Origin of the sequence: Lysinibacillus sp. OF-1, from assembly GCF_028356935.1 — a bacterium.
Classification (GTDB): Bacteria; Bacillota; Bacilli; order Bacillales_A; family Planococcaceae; genus Lysinibacillus; species Lysinibacillus fusiformis_D.
This window is the reverse complement of the sequence record NZ_CP102798.1, coordinates 4,579,571-4,598,910: the sequence shown is the minus strand read 5'-3', so window position 1 is coordinate 4,598,910 and position 19,340 is coordinate 4,579,571. Positions and strand designations below refer to the sequence as shown.

Below are 19,340 nucleotides of genomic sequence, written 5' to 3'. Positions count from 1 at the left end.
AAATCCATATGATTTTACTATACGCTCCAGTAATGATATAAGTAAAATTAATAGTTCATATAATAGCTATAAGAGGTGCTTATATGATAGGGAAATTAGATTTATATCGTATTTTTAGTGTTGTAGCAAAAAATAATAGCTTTTCGAGTGCGGCTAAGGATTTATATATGACACAGCCTGCTGTTAGTCAGGCAATGATGCAATTGGAGAAGGAGCTTGGAACACGTCTTTTTAATCGAACTCCAAAAGGTGTGACGCTGACAACAGAGGGTAGTCTTCTCTTTGAATATACGAATTCAGCTTTAGGGCTTTTAGATGCTGGTGAAGAAAAGTTGCTAGAATTTAAAAATTTAACAACAGGGCAATTAAAACTAGGAGTAGGGGATACCATTTCACGCTTCTTTTTAATGCCTTATTTAGAAGCATTCCATACAATGTATCCGAATATCAAATTACAAATGTTGAATGGTACAACATCTGAAATATGTAATTTTATTAAATCGGGTGAGGTCGATATCGGATTTTGCAATTTTCCAATAGAAGATTCAACATTACAGTTAACCGTATGCACGAATATTCGAGATATCTTCGTGTGTGGGGAGAAATACAAGACACTTGCGTCTAAAAGTTTAAGCTATGAGGATCTTTTGAAATTTCCACTTATCTTTCTAGAGAAAAAATCGAATTCACGAAAGTATGTGGAAGACTATCTCTTTGCAAGAGGTATCCATATTGAACCCGAATTTGAGCTAGGTTCACATGATTTGGTGTTAGAGTTTGCTCGTAGTAATCTCGGTATTGCATGTGTAACCAAGGAATTTTCAAAGGACTATCTCCAGCGAGGTCTTCTCTATGAATTAACCTTAATGGAAAGTATTCCAACAAGGAGTATTGGTATGTGTTATTTGAAAACAGTACCTCTTTCTAGAGCAGCGACAAAATTTGTGGAAATCATTGAAACTAAGCGTTTGAATACGAGAAGAACCATAAAGAAAGCCTAGCGACGAGAAAAAGTCAGCTAAGCTTTCTTTATTAATATATCTATGAGTATGTCGACATTGCGCTTATTTTTCATCGTTGGTGAGCAAAGATAAGAAAATGTCCGCAGAAAATGCTGTCCTTCAAGGGGCAAAATGGTCATATCTTCATTTTTTAATTCACGTTCAATAACACAAGCGGATAGTAAGGAAAGACCAAGTCCCTGCATAACGCTCTCTTTGACCCCCTGATTACTACTAATCGTCAAAAGTGATTGGATTTGTAGACCGTTAGCTCTGAATAAATGATCTAAATAATAACGTGTCCCAGAGCCTTCTTCACGGGCAACCCAGTTTTGCTGTTGAAGTTTATCGGGGGTAATGGGTTGTTGCTTTGTCAGTGGATGATTACTGGCACTGACAATAAATAGTTCATCCTGCATAAATGGTTTAATTACCAGTTCATTATCCTGTGCTTGCCCTTCTATCAGACCAATATCAACTTGCAATAATTTTGTATATTGAATGATTTCTTTCGTATTGCCAATAATAATTTGAAGCTCAAGTTGTGGGAACTGTTGCTGCAAGCTTGCTATGATGGGGGGCAATATATATTCGCCGATCGTAAAGCTTGCTCCAATGACTAATGTACCTTGTACCTCTTGATGATAGGCCGCAATATCCTCTTTCGCCGCTTCAGTTATAGCCATGATTTGCTTCGCTCGTTTATAAAGAATTTCACCAGTTGGTGTAATTTGCACGGATTTTGGTGAGCGAATAAATAAGGTTGTTTGTAATTCCTGTTCTAGGTTTTTAATGTGTAAGCTAACACTTGGCTGTGAAATATGAAGTATTTCAGAGGTTTTCGTAAAATTATTGACCTCAACTAGTGTGACGAACGTTTTTAAAGCTTCGTATTGCATAGTTTCACCTCTATTATTAGAAATGTTAATGATAATGATTATATATATGTATTTTACTAATAGTTCGCTTTTTATTAAAGTAATAATCAACAAGGGAGAAAGAAGTGAACAACATGGTTAATAGACAGAATAAAGTGAAATCCACCCTTAATCCTAATTTCTTGAAAGGAGTATTGTTAACACTCCTTATTGCTTTAGTAGCGAAATATATTGCCACATTTCCTTTCTTTTCAATATTAGGTCAGTTGGTTATTGCCATTATATTAGGAATGGCTTGGAGAGCAGCTTTTAAAGTACAAGATTCATGGCAAGTGGGTATTGTCTTCTCTAGTAAGAAGCTATTACGGCTTGGCATTATTTTATTGGGCATGCGCTTAAATTTGGCAGACATTTATCATGCAGGGGCAAATGTTTTTTTGATTGCAGTCATTAATTTAGTATTTGCTTTACTAGTTGTGTACGGATTAACAAAAATGTTTAAAGTGGAACAGAAGCTAGGGATATTAACGGCTTGTGGGACAGCAATTTGTGGGGCTGCTGCTGTAGTGGCAATCGCACCTCAAATAAAAGCAAATGAAAAAGAAACGGCAGTAGGGGCAGCAATTGTTGCCTTATTAGGGACTATATTTACGCTTATTTATACGGTTATCTATTCCATCATCGACTTAACGCCAACAGAGTACGGTATTTTTGCAGGTGGTACATTACATGAAATTGCCCATGTTATTGCAGCAGCGTCTGCTGGTGGAAATGAAGCCATTGATATAGCGGTTATTGTGAAATTAACACGTGTTGCCCTACTTGTACCAGTAGCGATTATGATCGGTATTTTCTATCGAAGAATAGACAAAAATAAAGAGAAAAAGGCATTTTCCTTCTCCATCATTCCGTGGTTTATTTTAGGGTTTTTAGCGATGAGTGCTATTAATTCATTGGGGATTATACCAGCTAATGTAGCACAAGCATTTGTCAATATTGCGTATATTTTAATCGCTATGGCCATGGCTGGCCTTGGGTTAAATGTGGAGATTAAAACCTTTAAGGAGCTTGGTGTAAAGGCATTTATTGCTGGTTTAATTGGCTCTGTTTGTTTATCCGTTTTGGGTTATATACTAGTCATTATTTTATCTTAAAAAAAGACCCTGCATAGTCGTTCAACATGCAGGGCTTTTTAGATAGAATCAGAAGATAATGTATAAATAATTTAATTGTCGTTCATTAACGTAAAGCTTCGATGGAAGATGCTAATTCAGCCACCACAATTTTGCTGCCAATCATTGGGCTGTCCGCTTTTTCTCCCTCAGAACCCGAACTTGGACGCTGATGGGCTGCTGCGAATGCATCGCTATTACGCCATGCTTGGAAATGCTCTTTGGATTCCCAATACATATTAACACTCATCTCGTCATAAGTAGGATCGTCGGTCGAAATTAACACCTCTACTTTATGGAAGCCTTCAAATTGTTGTAGTGGACCTGGCTTTGTAAAGTTAGGTGCCATTTTCGCAGCAAAACCAGGTTTCACTTGAATACGATTAGTTACAATAATCATGCTTTTACCCCCCTTAATTTCATTTACTTAAATTTTGAATGAATTATCATTGATTATCATTCGCAATCAATGATAAGTGGCTTAGGAAGACATTGTCAATAGATGCCCCTCTATATATTATCTCATAGCAGTTTATGGGCTGTATATAGGCTGACATTTAACTGACATAATCTGGTGCTATAATGAATGTAAGAGCGAACTAGTATCGAGGTGAATGCCTATGGCAAATATTTTAGTAGTAGAAGATGAATATGCAATAAGTCAGGTGTTAAAGGTATATTTACAAAAAGTGGGTTATGATGTGACACAATGTTTCAATGGTGGTGAAGCCTTGGACATGTTTCGGGAAATACAGCCAGACCTAGTGTTATTAGATATTATGTTGCCAGAGAAAAACGGCTGGTCCATTTTAAAGGAAATTAGAGAGCTAAGTACTTGCCCTGTTATTATGTTGACAGCATTAGGTGAAGTAAACTACCGCTTAGAAGGGTTTGACCATGGGGCAGACGATTATATTGCTAAGCCTTTTATTGCAGATGAAGTTGTTGCAAGGGTGAGGGCTGTTTTAAGACGTGCTGAAGGAAGCACAGATTCATCCGTTATAAAACGATATGGTTCTTTAACCATTGATAGTAAAGCACATAGGGTATTTCTTGGTGAAGAAGAGATTGTATTAACGCCAAGAGATTTATCAGTGCTTATGTTTTTAGCAGACCATCCCAATCAAACATTTACCCGTGATCAGCTCATAGATCAAGTTTGGGGTTGGGAGTATGAAGGTAGTGATCGAGCAGTAGATTTAGCTATAAAGAGGCTTAGAAGGGCATTAAAGGAATGGGATGGGGCAGAAGGAGAAATAAAGACACTACGTGGATTGGGGTATCAGCTAAGTGTTCAAAAAAAATAAGCGAATATCTTTACTCCAATATTGGACGAGCCGTTATTTATTAACACTTTTTATTGGCTTAGCTATAATTTCCTTCATCTCGGCTGCGTGGATTCGTCATACAACATTTGAAAATCGATTAGAATTGATGGCGTTTTTAGCAGACGAGACGGTCTATCGTTTAACTGATACAACAAATCCTAATAATGGGCCGATAAAGGGTATTCCAGGCTTTATTGGGGATCGTGAGCGCTTCAATATGAGAGAGATTGATCCGATTTTGTATGTTGTTGACACAGAAGGCAATATACTGACGAGTAACCGCCCTGTGCCTCCTGGCAGTGCCAAAAATGTGACTGGTTTGTTGGATGGAGAAGAAGGGACGAAGGAAGTAACTGGGGGAAGAGAGCCCGAATATGTGGTTATAAGAAAGATAGAAAATAATGATCAGTTATTGGGCTGGGTTCTCGTGATGGAGAAGAAGGTAAATTTAACAAGGGTTAACCAAGCATATGGACAGCTTGCCTTATTGATTGGAGCATTGGCTTTATTAGGCTGGATAGCCATTTACTTTTTATCAAAGCGTTTAGCCCGTCCAATCAAGCAAGTAGCAGAGGCAGCCAAGCATGTTCAGGAAGGTCATTATGCTGTTGATTTACCTCAAGATAGTAAAGAAAAAGAGGTCTATGAGCTTGTTACATCCTTTAAAAATATGGCGAGTAAGCTAGAACAACTGGAGAAAACGCGAACGGAATTATTAGCAGGTGTCACTCATGAGTTGAAAACACCTGTTACCTCGATAAGTGGTCTATTACAAGCTGTAAAAGATGGCGTTGTAACAGGGCAGGATGCGATAGAGTTCATTGAAATGGCGATGGTTGAAACAACAAAAATGAAAACAATGGTTGGTGATTTACTTGCCTTTAACCACTTTGCTGTGGATGCTATCCCCGTGAAGATCGAATCTGTAGATGTTAATCAGTTATTGCGTGATGCAGTGGCTCAGTGGGAAGTCATGCAGGATGATGAGCTTGTAAGTGTGAATTTGCACTTATTAGATCAACCTGTACTGGTAGAGGCTGATATTGTTCGTATCCAACAAATCATGACAAACCTTTTAACGAATGCCAAACAGGCGATGGACAAAGGAACAATCACCTTAACGCTGACAGATCAAGGGGATACGTTATCGATGATAGTCAAAGATACAGGGCGCGGTATCCCTCTGGAGGAACAGGCATTTATTTTTGAGCGTTTTTATAGAGGAGAAAATAAAAAATATACAGTTCGAGGCTTGGGTTTAGGACTACCACTTAGTAAAATGATGGCACAATCTGTCGGGGGTGATTTACGATTAATCGAAAGCAAGACCTCTGGTACATCCTTTGAATTAGTATTACAAAAGGCTACTACGCTGTAAGAGCGTGGTAGCTTTTTTATATTGATGCAGCCAATCATTGTACCGAGAGTAGAGGAAGACGATAGTTATTTTTTGCATGTCTCATAGAGATGGTGGTGAGCATTGAATTGTAAAAAATAGTTGAAGAATATGTAAAGCCGACATCTGCCTGACACAAAAGCTCTTTATAGTAAATGGTGTAGACGAGGAGTAAACAAAAGGACGAGCCTTATGAAGGTTTTGTCATCTTCATGTACTAGTTGGTAAACCATTCAAATGGGAAAGTAGCTGTCAGTATAACACTAAGACAAGGGAGCGTGATGAGATGCCGATAGTAACTTCATTTAATCCAAATGGTCGCCAAGAAATTAAACAAGCGATATCCTACCCAGATTATGCTTTATTAAAAGCTAAGCTTCAGCATGTTATGCAGCTAGACCAGCATGCGGGCAAGGACGGTAAATATTTGATCCGTAGTACGTATTTCGATAATTTGGCCAATAAAGTGCTAAATGAGAAAAAAGAGGGCTATATCAATCGGGATAAATATCGGGTACGCATATACGGGAAATCTAGTGCCATTATTAATTTAGAGCGAAAAAGTAAGCGTAACAATGTCACTTTTAAATCGAAGTGTAAGATATCTCAGGCTGAGTATGAACAAATGCGTGTCGGGGATATATCCTGGATGGAGAATGACGACCGAGTGCTAATTCGAGACTTATATCAAGAAATGAATTATAGCCAGCTTAGACCTACAACGGTAGTAGACTATGAGCGAGAGGCGTACATTTATCCGTTCGGAAATGTCCGCGTAACGTTTGATAGTAAGGTCCAATCGAGTCTACGCAACACAGATATGTTTAATCAAAACCTGCCGATGGTAGATGTACTGGAGCCGAACCTTGTGGTTTTAGAGGTAAAGTATGATGAATATTTACCAGACATTATCAAGTATTTACTACAATCTGTAGATACACGTGCAGAGGCCTATTCCAAATATCAGCTTAGTCGTATGTACGGCTAAATACAAAGGAGAATGAACAAATGGATACAATTAAATTTAGCGATATATTTAAATCCAACTTTTTAGAAAAAACAACATCATTTTCATTAATCGATTCTATTATTGGCTTAGTAGTGGCATTTTTTATAGGGCTTTTCATTTACGCCGTTTATAAGAAAACTTTTAATGGTGTCATTTACTCTCATTCATTCAATATCTCATTACTTATTATGACAATGGCAACTGCACTTGTAATTATGGGGATTAGTTCAAATGTTCTGTTATCACTTGGTATGGTTGGTGCTTTATCCATCGTACGTTTCAGAACACCTATTAAAGATCCAATGGATTTAGTCTATATTTTCTGGGCAATTGTTTCTGGTATTTTATGTGGAGCAGGGTTTATTCCATTAGTAATTATCGGTGCTGTGTTAATCGGTCTTGTACTACTAGTGTTCGTGAATAAAATTACGGTAGAGAATCCTTATTTATTGATTGTAAAGTTTGAAGAAGAGCTAGCAAATGCTGAGGTGGAGCGAATTATTGCTGCACAAACAAAAAAATTCGCACTCAAATCAAAATCCATTATGCATAATGATGAAATTGAAACAACTTACGAAATTCGTGTAAAGCAAAATGATGCGAAGCTGATGGATGAACTAACAAAAGTTGCTGGTGTTAAATCAGCCATTATGCTTAGCTACGATGGGAATTTCACAGCGTAATGACCTCATTAACAAAAAGGACTACGATGAGAGGTGATGGCTATGATTAAAACACGAATTGTCTACCTGTGCATGGCAATTTTACTCCTTCTCTTTGTCGTGATATATGCTGTACTTCCAAATGCAGGAATTGAAACGAAAAATTCCGAGTTCTCCTATGAGGATATGGTATTTAATAGCAATAAAGTAACCACTGTCGATATCGAGATTGCTGAGGAAGATTGGACTGACATGCTTGAAAATGCAGCGGACGAGGAATTAAAACAGGCGGATATTACAGTAAACGGCAAGAAAATTGAGAATGTTGCTATTCGCACAAAAGGCAATTTATCATTACGATCAGTTGTCAATAGTGACTCGGATCGTTATAGTTTAAAAATCGATTTTGATTACTATGATGATACTCAAAGCTTATATGGTTTGAAAAAATTAAATTTAAATAATAATTATAGTGATGCTACATTGATGCGGGAATATATCTCCTATGAAATGATGGAGCAAATGGGCTTACCAACACCAGCACACTCCTATATGTATGTCACAGTAAATGGTGAGGAACGGGGCTTGTTTTTAGGAGTGGAAGCAGTAGATGAGACATTCCTAGCCAATAACTATGGTTCTAATGATGGCTTTTTATTTAAGCCAGACGGAACTGGCAGTGATTTGAAATATATTAGTGATGATATTGCAGACTATACAGGCATGGGATTAAAAACAAATGAAGGTCATATGGATCAATCCAAGCTTGTGGAGATGCTAAATGCTATTAATAACGGTGGAGACATCGAAAAATACCTTGATGTCGATGAAATGTTACGTTATTTCGCTGTCAATACAGCACTTGTCAATTTAGATAGTTACCAGGGGAATATGAAACATAACTATTATTTGTATGAACAGAATGGTGTGTTTTCAATTATTCCATGGGATTACAATATGTCCTTCGGCGGCTTTGGTGTTGGCGGTGGAGGCGGTAGAATGGGTGGAGAAAACAGTCAAAATCCAGCTGATGCTCCGACAACTTTAGAAGAATCAGGAGCACAAAACAATGAACAACTTAATCAGGCAGGTGGGGGGAGGTTACAACAGCCAGATGGAGGCTTCAATAGGGGAATGGAAATGGGGATGTCAAGCAACCTGTTAGCCGAGAGTGCTATTAATTTTAGTGTGAAAACCCCTGTTTCTGGCACAACGTTAGAGGAGCGGCCACTGCTGAATGCCTTGCTTACTAATGAAGAGTACCGTGCTAAATATGAAGGTTATCTAGAAGAGCTAGCGACAACCTATTTAACAGAGGATTATGTACAAGCTATTACTAAAAACTTAGCACTATTAATAACGACCTATGTGGAGGCAGATCCCACAAAATTCTCTACTACAGAGCAATTCTTAGAGGCAGTTGAAGGTGAAAATAGCTTACCTGAATTCGCTAAACAGCGCTCCCAATCTATTTTAAAGCAGCTATCTGGAGAGCTGGTTGTAGAAGCGTCTACGACATCACAAGGAAATATGGGCGTACCAACTCCAAATGAAAATGGTGAGATGAATTCAATGCCAGAGAATTTTGACCCGAGTCAGCTACCAGAGGATTTTGATCCATCACAGAGCCCACCGTTTAATAGAGAAGGCAATGGCCCACGAGAAGGACAAAATGGCGAATCAATGCAACGTCCTGATGGAAGCGGAGGCCCAATCAGTATGCCAGGTGAAAATGATGGAGCGTCTAATCAAGCAACTGTAATTGATAAAAATACAGTGTTTACAGCCGCAGCCTGTCTTGTATTGCTTCTCTTAGCACTTCTCTTTGTTGTTAAATTTAAACGCAGAGGTCGTTGAAAAATAACCATATCCAACATGTTTGGGTATGGTTTTTGCATTTTATCGTGTTAAAATAAAGCATTCTTTTCTGAGGAGTCTTTTCATATGAATGAACAGCAGTTTGATAAATATTTGCATATTAACACAGTGGGAGAACAATACGGTTTCCCAAAACTCGCACACTATCACCGATATGAGCCAACACCATATAGCGGGTTGGAACAATTGTTTGAAGCGTACGAGATGCCGGACAATCCAGTATTCATTGATATGGGATGTGGAAAAGGAAGAGTACCCATTTATGTGCATCATAAGTTCCGTATTCCGACTATTGGGATAGAAATGGATGCAGGATTTTATGCAGAGGCTGAAGAAAATAAACGTAGTTATCTCCAAAAAATGAAAGCACATGCACCCATTTCGTTTATTCATACAATAGCTGAGGCTTATGAAATAAAGTCACGTGATAATGTGTTCTTCTTCTTCAACCCTTTTTCGATTCATATTTTTCGTACAGTCATTCATAATATTTGGAAATCCTATGAACAGCGAATGCGAGATATTCATTTAATTTTATATTATCCGCCTTATGATTATTTACAATTTTTACATCACGGAACATCATTTGAATTACTTCATGAGGTTCATTTAGAAAATGAAACCAATATTAATGAACGTCTTTGTGTGTTTGTCTTAAAAAGAGCTTAGAGCTTGGGAAACCAACTCTAAGCTTTTCTAATTTAAATAAAGTAACATCGCAGTAATTATTTTCAGGGAAATAATGATATGAGAAAATGAACGCTCTTACTTAGACTTTATTGTAAAAAAGTAATTTCATCTAATAGTTTTGTACTAGTCTTTATGTAAAATTAAAAGATAATTCACAAATAACTAATTATACTGAAAAATCACTCTAGACTAAATATAAAGAATGTTTTACAATGTAAAAGGCTTATATGAATAATATTTTTCATTCGTTTTAGGATAGTTATAAATAATTATTTTTGCTATTGAGTAAATGAATTTAATTGTTTATAATTATCAGAAATATCTAATATTTTAGAAATTTTCAGGGGGAATTTAATTATGAGAGAGAGCAAAAAGCTTAAGAAGTTCGGTTCACTTTTAGTAGCATCTTCATTACTTGCTGGTGTTCTTGCAGGTTGTGGTAACGGAGACGATTCAAGTTCTGGCGGAGGCTCATCATCAGGCGGAGGTTCATCTGATGGCGATACAATTAAAATTGGTGCCAACTTAGAGCTTTCGGGGAATGTAGCATCTTATGGTTCCTCTATTGGGCTAGGTGCAGAACTGGCTGTAAAAGAAATTAATGATGCTGGCGGTATTGACGGCAAGAAAATTGAATTGATTAAAGTAGATAATAAATCAGAGAACTCTGAGGCAACCTCAGCTGCTATTAAACTAGCAACGCAAGATAAAGTAGTAGCAATGCTAGCGCCTGCAACTTCAGGAAATACAGTAGCAACGGTTCAAATAGCCAATGATAATAAAATTCCAATTGTAACTGGTTCTGGTACAGCGCCAAATATTACAGTAAACGAAGATGGCAGTGTGAATGAATATGCATTCCGTACATGCTTTATCGATCCATTCCAAGGAATTGTAGCGGCTAACTTTGCCTCAGGCGAGCTAGATGCGAAAAATGTAGCTATTTTCGCAGATAATGCATCAGACTATGCAAAAGGTTTGGCAAAATCCTTTAAAGAAACAATTACTAAGAGTGGCGGAAAAGTTGTGAAAGAAGAAGCTTATGTAGCGAAGGATACAGACTTCCGTACACAGTTAACAAATATTAAAGCATCAAATCCAGATTTCATCTTTATCCCAGGATACTATGAAGAAGTTGGTTTAATCGTTAAACAAGCACGTGAAATGGGTATTGATGTACCTTTAATGGGTGCTGATGGTTGGGATTCTCCAACTTTAATAGATTTAGCTGGTGCGGATGCATTGAATAACACATACATCACAAACCACTATTCTGCTGAAGACCCAGACCAAAAAATTCAAGATTTCGTAAAGGCATTTAAAGCGGCAAATGGTGACAAAGCACCTGACGCATTTAATGCACTTGGTTATGACTCAATTTACTACATTGCAGATGCGATTAAACGTGCAGGCTCTACGGATGGTGAAGCAATTAAAAATGAATTAGCTGCAACAAAAGATCTTTCTTTAGTAACAGGTACTTTCTCAGTTGACGAAAACCATAACCCAATTAAAACAGCAACAGTTCTTGAATTCAAAGACGGTAAACAAGTGTTCAACTCTAAAGTTAATCCTTAATGTTTTGTAAGCAAGGGGGAGGCGGGTAAACACGCCTTCCTTTTTATGTTTTAGATAACTAGAATGCTAACGTAATTCATAACTTTCTAGTATAGATGCATGTACAGATTTCTCATTTTTCAGAAAATTCAAAGGAGTGAATGCGCATGGAATGGATACAGCAACTTGTGAACGGTATTTCACTTGGAAGTATCTACGCGTTAATAGCGTTAGGGTATACGATGGTATACGGTATTATCAAGCTGATTAACTTTGCTCATGGTGATGTTTTCATGATCGGGTCATTTATTGGCTTTTACGCAATTGCTAAATGGGAGCTTGGTTTCTTCCCGGCTCTATTATTGGCAATGACCGTTTGTGCGATCTTTGGTGTTTTAATTGAACGTATTGCCTATAAACGTTTACGAAATGCAACACGTATCGCAGCATTAATTACAGCGATTGGTGTGTCATTGTTAATTGAATACACTACTATTTTCTTCAGAGGTGCTCAACCAGCAGCTTATCCTGAAGTTTTCAAAAATAAATCATTTGATATTTTTGGTGTACAAATTAGCAGTACATCCATTTTAATTTTATCAGTCGCAGTTGTACTGATGATTCTTTTACAATTCATCGTACATAAAACAAAAATCGGTAAAGCGATGCGTGCCGTTTCTCACGATGCAGATGCAGCTCGCTTAATGGGTATAAACGTTGATAATACAATCTCTGCAACATTTGCTATTGGTTCAGCTTTAGCTGGTGCAGCGGGTGTTATCTTCGGTGTTTATTATACAAAGATTGATCCTTTAATGGGTGTTATTCCTGGCGTTAAAGCATTTATCGCAGCTGTTCTTGGTGGTATTGGTATCATTCCGGGCGCTATGGTTGGTGGTATGTTACTAGGCGTTGTAGAGTCCTTAGTAAGTGCGCTTGGCTTCTCATTATGGCGTGATGCAGCGGCATTCGTAATTTTAATTTTAATTTTAATCTTCAGACCATCGGGTATCTTTGGTAAAAATGCCCGTGAGAAAGTGTAGGTGAGCGGTTTTATGAAAAAGTCTAAAATTTTTTGGGGCTATGCCGTAATAGCGCTAGTCATCTATGCAGTTGTGCAATTATTGATTACAACAGAAGTAATTGATTTGTACTACAAAAATATGTTAATCACAATGTGTATTAACATCATGCTGGCTGTCAGCTTGCATATTGTTATTGGGGTTACTGGACAATTCTCAATTGGGCATGCTGGGTTCCTAGCAGTTGGTGCATATGTGTCCGCTATCATTACCACAAAATTAATGCTGCCATTCCCATTGGCTATCCTTTTAGGGGCAGTCGCAGCAGCGGTTGCTGGTCTAATAGTAGGGATTCCCACTCTGCGTTTAAAAGGAGATTATTTAGCAATTGCGACACTAGGCTTTGCTGAAATTATTCGTATTATCTTTTTAAATACGGATTATGTTGGTGGCGCAGCGGGGATGCAGGTTAAATATTTATCTAACTGGACATATGCATTCTTTGGTGTTGTGTTAACGATTCTCGTTATCTCGAACTTTACAAATTCTCGTCATGGTCGTGCGTGTATTTCCATTCGTGAGGATGAAATTGCAGCGGATGCTATGGGTATTAATACGACCTATTATAAAGTTGTTGCATTCGCGATTGGGTCTTTCTTTGCAGGTCTAGCTGGAGCTATTTTCGCACATAACTTTTATATTATCCAACCGACAACATTTGGTTTCTTAAAATCATTTGATATTTTAATTTATGTTGTACTCGGTGGCTTAGGGAGTCTTTCTGGTTCAGTGATTGCAGCGATTTTCTTAACTTTTGTATCAACTTATCTAGCAAACTTCCCTGAAACTCGTATGATTATTTATAGTTTAGTATTAATTATTGTCATGCTGTATCGTCCAACCGGCTTAATGGGAACAAAGGAAATTACGCAGTTATTTAAGTTTGGTAAAAAAGGAGGTACAAAATAATGACTGGAAACCTTCTTATAAAAGTTGAAAACATGGGGATTCAATTCGGTGGTTTAAAGGCGGTACAGGGTGTGAATATGTACCTTAATCAAGGTGAATTAGTAGGGCTAATTGGACCTAATGGTGCTGGGAAAACAACCAGCTTTAATATGCTGACAGGGGTTTATACCCCAACGGAAGGTATAATTACTTTTGATGGTATGAGATTAAATGGACTTGCACCATATCAGGTGACGCAAAAGGGTATTAGCCGTACGTTCCAAAATATTCGCTTATTTAAAGAGCTATCTGTTCTAGACAATGTTAAGGTAGCCAATCATTCTCTTGCTAAGCATTCCATGTGGTCTTCTATTTTCCGTTTGCCAACTCATTTCAAGGGTGAGGCAGCAATGGAGCATCAATCAATTGAATTCTTAAAAATCTTTGGCTTAGATGTCTATAAGGATGAACTAGCGAAAAATTTACCATATGGAATGCAGCGTCGTTTAGAAATTGCTCGTGCTTTAGCAGCGAATCCCAAGCTACTATTATTGGATGAGCCAGCAGCAGGGATGAACCCACAGGAAACACATGATTTAATGGAGTTAATTGCATTTATTCGTAAAGAATTTGGCTTAACCATTTTGTTAATTGAGCATGATATGAGCTTAGTTATGGGTATTTGTGAACGCATTTATGTACTCGATCATGGACAATTAATCGCTGACGGGACACCAGAAGAAATTCGCAACAATCCTAAGGTAATTGAAGCGTACCTTGGTGAGGAGGTTATCGGCTAATGCTAAAAGTACAAAATATCGATGTTTATTATGGCAACATCCAAGCATTAAAGGGCCTCTCTTTAGAAGTAAACGAGGGTGAAATTGTAACGTTAATCGGTGCAAATGGTGCTGGAAAAAGTACATTGTTAAAGACATTATCAGGTTTACTGAAGCCAAAAGGTGGCATTATTGAATACGAGGGCTTCTCTATTGCTGGGAAGGCAGCACAAACTATTGTTAAATCAGGAATTTCCCACGTTCCGGAGGGTCGTCGTGTTTTTGCCAATATGTCAGTAGAAGAAAACTTAGAGCTTGGTGCCTATCTACGTAATGATAAAGCTGGTATTAAAAAAGATATGGATCATGTTTTCGAGCTATTTCCGCGCTTATTAGAGCGTCGCAAGCAGCAGTCAGGCACATTATCTGGTGGGGAACAGCAGATGCTTGCGATGGGCCGTGCCTTAATGGCAAAACCAAAACTGTTATTAATGGATGAACCTTCGATGGGTCTTGCACCGCTAATGGTTAAAAACATCTTTAATATTATTGAACAGGTCAATAAAGAAGGTACAACTGTATTGCTTGTTGAGCAAAATGCTAATATGGCTTTATCTGTTGCTAATCGTGCGTATGTACTTGAAACAGGACGTATTGTTTTAGCTGGTTCAGCAAAAGAGCTTCAAGAGAGCGAGCAAGTAAAAGCAGCTTATTTAGGCGGATTATAGAATTTGAAGGGCATCTCAACAAAGAGATGCCCTTTCAGTTGATCTTCGATATATCAAGATTACCTCTTGATAAAGCTGATCCCTTGAAAAATCAAAGGTAGCCTTTTTACTTTATTTTTTGGTAAGGTGGAAAAAAGGAGTGATACATGTTGAAGTTTTCAGCACAATATTTTATTAAACAATTAAATTTAGCCGAACATCCAGAAGGAGGCTATTACATTTCATCATTTCGTGCCACAGACGAGCTAGCAGTGAGAGATGTTCAGAGACCTATTTATACGAGTATTTATTTCTTATTACGCTCACAAGATATCTCACATTTACATCGATTGCAATCAGATGAGCTATGGTATTACCATGCGGGAAGTCCACTAACAGTTCATATGATTTTTCCCGATGGTACCTATGAGGCGAAAAAGCTTGGTTTGAATGTAGAAGCTGGTGAGGTACCACAAATTGCAGTTCCGAAAAATACCATTTTCGGCTCATCGGTGGAGGATTCCGAGACGTTTAGTCTAGTCGGGTGTATGGTTGCACCAGGATTTGACTTTGCAGATTTTGAATTGTTTACACAGGAAGAGCTTTTAGCAGACTATCCTCAGCACGAGGGAGTTATTCGTAAAATGGCTTACAAAACCATTAAATAGAAAAGTAGCCGTCTCAAAGTTTTTGAGACGGCATGATTGGTTCACCATAGTATTTCTTCAGGATAATTCAGTTGTATTTGGATATCATGTAATGCTTGCTTAGTCGTAATGGCTGCTTCCATTAGAGTTGATTTTAATGCCAAATATTCATGATCCTCTACCATTAATCGCACCGCAAATGCCGCTAAATGTGCTTTTCGCTCCTCTTTACTTAATTGAATATATTCTAGATTCAGAACATCAACATATTGCGTAGCAAAACGGAAAGTGAATGGATTTTTAGCATGTAGCATTCGGACAAACATAACGTAATCTTCCTCATCAATCTCCTGTTCCAAACAATCGGCAATAGCCGCTTGAAACTTGCGTAAAATGGCAATTTCATAATTCCACATGGACGCATTGTTTAACTGCTGATGCAAATCAATAAAATCATTTAAAGCAATCGCACTAAATATTATTTCTGGCCAAAGAATTTCTGTGGCAAAATAAACATTTTTATTAGGAAAGATCAGTTCATGTTGTGTCAGGACATTTTTATTAAGTCCGTTACTCACAAAATCAAGGTGATGTTCCCCGAGCATAGCATGTCTTAGTTTATAGCATACGCTTAAAATACGTAGTCGAGGACCTTGATAATCATAGTATTTATTTTCATCACCAGTTACTTTATAGATCGCATTGATTAGTTCATCTAAATCCCAATAATCCCCGCTAACCCGTACCCCTGTTAGTTGCTCTGTGCTTTGAATAGATATCATAGTCCTCGCCCTCCTTTAAGTGCTTATTTAGGTGTGTAGTTGAGTAGTTTGAATAGTTCTGTTCGTTCCTTATCTGTTAAATCACGCCATTGGCCCACTTTTAAATTACCAAGCTTAATATTCATAATACGAATACGCTGTAGGCGCTTAACGGAATAACCTAGCGCTGAGCACATTCGGCGGATTTGACGATTTAAGCCTTGCTCTAAAATGATTTTAAAAACTTTGTCCGAAATCTTTTCTACACGACAAGGTAAGGTTGTTGTATCTAGAATATCAACACCGGCTCCCATTTTTTTAATAAATTGCGCTGTTATAGGCTGATCAACTTGAACGATGTATTCTTTTTCATGATGGTTTTCTGCACGCAGAATTTTATTGACGATATCGCCATCATTAGTTAATAACAATAATCCCTCTGATTCCTTATCGAGACGTCCGATATGAAAAATACGTAAGGGATGATTGACGAAATCAACGACATTGCCTTTTATATGACGCTCTGTTGTACTTGTAATGCCGACAGGTTTATTCAGAGCAATATAGATAAGCTGTTGTTCTTTCTTTACCTCTTTTCCATCAACGCAAACTATATCACCTGTTTCAACCTGACTACCGACAGTCGCCAACTGACCATTAATGGTTACTTTTCCTTCAGCAACCCATTTATCAGCACCACGACGGGATATGATGCCTGTTTCACTTAAATATTTATTAATACGCATATTGTTCTCCTATATTTTATATTATTTTTAAGTATACCTTAACGTGTACATGCCGTGAATTCTAGAAGCTTTTCTAGCAAAAATAAATTAAATGGAAAAGTTTTTGAAAAAGTTGAAATTATTTTACGTTTCTGACAATATAGTAGTTGAGAGGGTTTCTATGAAAATAGTGTTATTCCGATATAAAATAACGTTTTTTCTAGATAGTTCTCATTAAATTGTGTAAAGGGGAGAAGTAAAATGGTTTATGCATTTCCAAACACTGAAGGATCGGTAGTTCAATTCAAACAGAAATATGATAATTATATTGGTGGCGAATGGACACCCCCAGTGAAAGGTCAATACTTTGATAACGTCACTCCTGTTACTGGACAAGTTTTTACACAAGTAGCACGTTCCACAGCTGAGGATATTGAACATGCACTCGATGCAGCACATGCTGCTAAAGATGCATGGGGCAAAACATCACCAACAGAACGTGCAAACATTTTACTTAAAATTGCGGACCGTATTGAGGAAAATCTAGAAAAGCTAGCCGTTGCTGAAACATGGGATAACGGTAAAGCGGTGCGCGAAACATTAAATGCAGATATCCCTCTTGCAATTGATCATTTCCGTTATTTTGCTGGAGTCTTACGTGCTCAAGAAGGTTCCGTTAGCCAAATTGATAACGATACAGTTGCTTATCACTTCCATGAGCCGATTGGTGTAGTGGGTCAAATCATCCCTTGGAACTTCCCACTATTAATGGCAGTATGGAAGCTCGCACCAGCACTTGCAGCTGGGAACTGTGTCGTATTAAAACCTGCAGAGCAAACACCAGCATCTATTATGGTGCTTGTGGAATTAATAGAAGATTTATTACCACCAGGAGTTATTAATGTTGTGAATGGATTTGGCTTAGAAGCAGGGAAACCGCTTGCATCCAATCCTCGCATTGGTAAAATTGCCTTCACAGGTGAGACGACGACAGGTCGTTTAATTATGCAATATGCTTCTCAAAATCTTATTCCCGTTACATTAGAATTGGGCGGTAAATCACCAAATATCTTCTTTGAAGATATTATGGATAAAGATGATGCCTTTTTAGATAAAGCAGTAGAGGGCTTCGTACTATTTGCTCTCAATCAAGGAGAAGTATGTACATGTCCTTCACGTGCACTGATCCAGGAATCTATATACGATAAATTTATGGAGCGTGTACTACAGCGTGTAGAAGCCATTAAAGTGGGCAATCCGCTTGATCCAAACACAATGATGGGTGCGCAGGCTTCAAGTGAGCAAATGGAAAAAATTCTTTCTTATTTAGATATTGGTAAGCAAGAGGGTGCACAATGCCTAATTGGTGGCGAGAAAAATAATGTAGGCGAGGGCTTCGAAAATGGCTACTACATTAAACCGACAGTCTTCAAGGGAAATAATAAAATGCGTATTTTCCAAGAGGAAATTTTCGGACCAGTTGTTGCTGTAACAACGTTTAAAACAAAAGAGGAAGCACTAGAAATTGCTAATGATACATTATATGGCTTAGGTTCTGGCGTTTGGACGAGAGATATTAATACAGCTTATCGCTTCGGTCGTGAAATTCAAGCAGGTCGTGTTTGGACAAACTGTTACCATGCTTATCCGGCACATGCTGCATTTGGCGGCTATAAAATGTCAGGTGTTGGTCGTGAAAATCACAAAATGATGTTAGCGCATTACCAACAAACGAAAAACCTATTAGTTAGCTACAGCGAAAACAAACTTGGTTTCTTCTAATTTGTAGGGAGGTGCATGAGCGTGGTTGAACGTGTACTAGCTACAGAAGAAGCGCTGGCACTAATCAATCTATTAAAAGATAAACATGGACCTGTGATGTTTCATCAGTCCGGCGGATGCTGTGATGGCTCCTCGCCAATGTGCTATCCAGAAGGTGATTTGCTATTAGGAGATCAGGATGTATGCCTTGGAGAGATTGGTGGTGCGCCTTTCTACATGCACAAAAATCAATATGATTACTGGAAGCATACACAAATCATATTGGATGTTGTTGCGGGCAGAGGAGGCATGTTCTCATTAGAGGGCGTAGAGGGAAAACGTTTCCTAACAAGGTCAAGAGCCTTCACATCTGAGGAGTTACGAGAACTAGGGTTAATTTAAATGAAGGATAGTACAGC

The 19,340-nt window shown here is 37.9% G+C and carries 20 protein-coding genes; 16 read left to right on the top strand and 4 right to left on the bottom strand.

Features of this window, described 5'->3' with window-relative positions; translation table 11 throughout:
• The first annotated feature begins 83 nt into the window (after positions 1 to 83).
• Positions 84 to 1,001 carry a LysR family transcriptional regulator gene (locus NV349_RS22630; RefSeq protein ID WP_036123883.1) on the top strand — a complete coding sequence of 306 codons (918 nt, stop codon included), beginning with the start codon at positions 84 to 86 and terminating at the stop codon, positions 999 to 1,001.
• Positions 1,002 to 1,018: 17 nt separating this feature from the next.
• Here NV349_RS22630 and NV349_RS22625 read toward each other — a convergent pair whose 3' ends face one another.
• Positions 1,019 to 1,900: a LysR family transcriptional regulator gene (locus NV349_RS22625; protein WP_036123879.1), complete on the bottom strand. Its 882-nt coding sequence runs from the start codon at positions 1,898 to 1,900 to the stop codon at positions 1,019 to 1,021.
• Positions 1,901 to 2,013: 113 nt separating this feature from the next.
• On the opposite strand from NV349_RS22625, the gene NV349_RS22620 reads away from it, so the two are divergent.
• Positions 2,014 to 3,033 (top strand): YeiH family protein, encoded by a 1,020-nt coding sequence (locus NV349_RS22620; protein WP_051891674.1) that lies wholly within the window; start codon positions 2,014 to 2,016, stop codon positions 3,031 to 3,033.
• Between the two features lie 85 nt (positions 3,034 to 3,118).
• Here the strand turns inward: NV349_RS22620 and NV349_RS22615 are convergent, their stop codons facing one another.
• Complete coding sequence (locus NV349_RS22615; protein ID WP_036123876.1) at positions 3,119 to 3,451, bottom strand: heme oxygenase; 333 nt, start codon at positions 3,449 to 3,451, stop codon at positions 3,119 to 3,121.
• Between the two features lie 220 nt (positions 3,452 to 3,671).
• On the opposite strand from NV349_RS22615, the gene NV349_RS22610 reads away from it, so the two are divergent.
• The 12 genes from NV349_RS22610 (at position 3,672) to NV349_RS22555 (ending at position 15,695) form a co-directional block, all read left to right on the top strand.
• Entirely contained in the window at positions 3,672 to 4,358 is a 687-nt protein-coding gene (locus NV349_RS22610; RefSeq protein WP_271911906.1) for a response regulator transcription factor, read from the top strand.
• Positions 4,342 to 5,757, top strand: coding sequence for a HAMP domain-containing sensor histidine kinase (locus NV349_RS22605; protein WP_271911904.1), 1,416 nt, complete (start codon positions 4,342 to 4,344; stop codon positions 5,755 to 5,757). The genes NV349_RS22610 and NV349_RS22605 overlap by 17 nt, the downstream gene beginning before the upstream one ends.
• A gap of 304 nt (positions 5,758 to 6,061) precedes the next feature.
• Positions 6,062 to 6,763 carry a polyphosphate polymerase domain-containing protein gene (locus tag NV349_RS22600; protein ID WP_271911903.1) on the top strand — a complete coding sequence of 234 codons (702 nt, stop codon included), beginning with the start codon at positions 6,062 to 6,064 and terminating at the stop codon, positions 6,761 to 6,763.
• A gap of 20 nt (positions 6,764 to 6,783) precedes the next feature.
• Entirely contained in the window at positions 6,784 to 7,467 is a 684-nt protein-coding gene (locus NV349_RS22595; RefSeq protein ID WP_036123865.1) for a DUF4956 domain-containing protein, read from the top strand.
• A 42-nt stretch (positions 7,468 to 7,509) separates the two neighbouring features.
• Entirely contained in the window at positions 7,510 to 9,303 is a 1,794-nt protein-coding gene (locus NV349_RS22590) for a CotH kinase family protein (protein ID WP_058845135.1), read from the top strand.
• An 87-nt stretch (positions 9,304 to 9,390) separates the two neighbouring features.
• Positions 9,391 to 9,993, top strand: a complete 603-nt coding sequence (locus NV349_RS22585; protein ID WP_036123850.1) for an SAM-dependent methyltransferase — start codon at positions 9,391 to 9,393, stop codon at positions 9,991 to 9,993.
• 378 nt (positions 9,994 to 10,371) lie between these two features.
• On the top strand, positions 10,372 to 11,592 hold the full coding sequence (locus NV349_RS22580) for an ABC transporter substrate-binding protein (RefSeq protein WP_036123848.1): 1,221 nt from the start codon (positions 10,372 to 10,374) through the stop codon (positions 11,590 to 11,592).
• A gap of 146 nt (positions 11,593 to 11,738) precedes the next feature.
• On the top strand, positions 11,739 to 12,614 hold the full coding sequence (locus tag NV349_RS22575; protein ID WP_036123845.1) for a branched-chain amino acid ABC transporter permease: 876 nt from the start codon (positions 11,739 to 11,741) through the stop codon (positions 12,612 to 12,614).
• A 12-nt stretch (positions 12,615 to 12,626) separates the two neighbouring features.
• Entirely contained in the window at positions 12,627 to 13,562 is a 936-nt protein-coding gene (locus NV349_RS22570; RefSeq protein ID WP_036123842.1) for a branched-chain amino acid ABC transporter permease, read from the top strand.
• On the top strand, positions 13,562 to 14,341 hold the full coding sequence (locus NV349_RS22565; protein ID WP_036123840.1) for an ABC transporter ATP-binding protein: 780 nt from the start codon (positions 13,562 to 13,564) through the stop codon (positions 14,339 to 14,341). The genes NV349_RS22570 and NV349_RS22565 overlap by 1 nt, the downstream gene beginning before the upstream one ends.
• Entirely contained in the window at positions 14,341 to 15,048 is a 708-nt protein-coding gene (locus NV349_RS22560; RefSeq protein WP_036123837.1) for an ABC transporter ATP-binding protein, read from the top strand. The genes NV349_RS22565 and NV349_RS22560 overlap by 1 nt, the downstream gene beginning before the upstream one ends.
• Before the next feature lie 146 nt (positions 15,049 to 15,194).
• Entirely contained in the window at positions 15,195 to 15,695 is a 501-nt protein-coding gene (locus NV349_RS22555) for a cupin domain-containing protein (protein WP_170829857.1), read from the top strand.
• 41 nt (positions 15,696 to 15,736) lie between these two features.
• Here the strand turns inward: NV349_RS22555 and NV349_RS22550 are convergent, their stop codons facing one another.
• Together NV349_RS22550 and rluF are read right to left on the bottom strand one after the other, a co-directional pair.
• On the bottom strand, positions 15,737 to 16,456 hold the full coding sequence (locus NV349_RS22550; protein WP_036123832.1) for a DUF6904 family protein: 720 nt from the start codon (positions 16,454 to 16,456) through the stop codon (positions 15,737 to 15,739).
• A 23-nt stretch (positions 16,457 to 16,479) separates the two neighbouring features.
• Positions 16,480 to 17,181: a 23S rRNA pseudouridine(2604) synthase RluF gene (gene rluF / locus NV349_RS22545; RefSeq protein WP_271911902.1), complete on the bottom strand. Its 702-nt coding sequence runs from the start codon at positions 17,179 to 17,181 to the stop codon at positions 16,480 to 16,482.
• A gap of 240 nt (positions 17,182 to 17,421) precedes the next feature.
• Between rluF and adh the strand changes: the two genes are divergently transcribed.
• On the top strand, positions 17,422 to 18,942 hold the full coding sequence (adh, locus tag NV349_RS22540) for an aldehyde dehydrogenase (protein WP_036123825.1): 1,521 nt from the start codon (positions 17,422 to 17,424) through the stop codon (positions 18,940 to 18,942).
• A 21-nt stretch (positions 18,943 to 18,963) separates the two neighbouring features.
• Positions 18,964 to 19,323, top strand: coding sequence for a DUF779 domain-containing protein (locus NV349_RS22535; RefSeq protein WP_036123819.1), 360 nt, complete (start codon positions 18,964 to 18,966; stop codon positions 19,321 to 19,323).
• Positions 19,324 to 19,340 lie beyond the last annotated feature (17 nt).

Coding starts and splice junctions, on each gene's coding strand:
- NV349_RS22630 (WP_036123883.1), top strand. CDS start 84: ATGATAGGGAAATTAGATTTATATCGTATTTTTAGTGTTGTAGCAAAA.
- NV349_RS22625 (WP_036123879.1), bottom strand. CDS start 1,900: ATGCAATACGAAGCTTTAAAAACGTTCGTCACACTAGTTGAGGTCAAT.
- NV349_RS22620 (WP_051891674.1), top strand. CDS start 2,014: ATGGTTAATAGACAGAATAAAGTGAAATCCACCCTTAATCCTAATTTC.
- NV349_RS22615 (WP_036123876.1), bottom strand. CDS start 3,451: ATGATTATTGTAACTAATCGTATTCAAGTGAAACCTGGTTTTGCTGCG.
- NV349_RS22610 (WP_271911906.1), top strand. CDS start 3,672: ATGGCAAATATTTTAGTAGTAGAAGATGAATATGCAATAAGTCAGGTG.
- NV349_RS22600 (WP_271911903.1), top strand. CDS start 6,062: ATGCCGATAGTAACTTCATTTAATCCAAATGGTCGCCAAGAAATTAAA.
- NV349_RS22595 (WP_036123865.1), top strand. CDS start 6,784: ATGGATACAATTAAATTTAGCGATATATTTAAATCCAACTTTTTAGAA.
- NV349_RS22590 (WP_058845135.1), top strand. CDS start 7,510: ATGATTAAAACACGAATTGTCTACCTGTGCATGGCAATTTTACTCCTT.
- NV349_RS22585 (WP_036123850.1), top strand. CDS start 9,391: ATGAATGAACAGCAGTTTGATAAATATTTGCATATTAACACAGTGGGA.
- NV349_RS22580 (WP_036123848.1), top strand. CDS start 10,372: ATGAGAGAGAGCAAAAAGCTTAAGAAGTTCGGTTCACTTTTAGTAGCA.
- NV349_RS22575 (WP_036123845.1), top strand. CDS start 11,739: ATGGAATGGATACAGCAACTTGTGAACGGTATTTCACTTGGAAGTATC.
- NV349_RS22570 (WP_036123842.1), top strand. CDS start 12,627: ATGAAAAAGTCTAAAATTTTTTGGGGCTATGCCGTAATAGCGCTAGTC.
- NV349_RS22565 (WP_036123840.1), top strand. CDS start 13,562: ATGACTGGAAACCTTCTTATAAAAGTTGAAAACATGGGGATTCAATTC.
- NV349_RS22560 (WP_036123837.1), top strand. CDS start 14,341: ATGCTAAAAGTACAAAATATCGATGTTTATTATGGCAACATCCAAGCA.
- NV349_RS22555 (WP_170829857.1), top strand. CDS start 15,195: ATGTTGAAGTTTTCAGCACAATATTTTATTAAACAATTAAATTTAGCC.
- NV349_RS22550 (WP_036123832.1), bottom strand. CDS start 16,456: ATGATATCTATTCAAAGCACAGAGCAACTAACAGGGGTACGGGTTAGC.
- rluF (WP_271911902.1), bottom strand. CDS start 17,181: ATGCGTATTAATAAATATTTAAGTGAAACAGGCATCATATCCCGTCGT.
- adh (WP_036123825.1), top strand. CDS start 17,422: ATGGTTTATGCATTTCCAAACACTGAAGGATCGGTAGTTCAATTCAAA.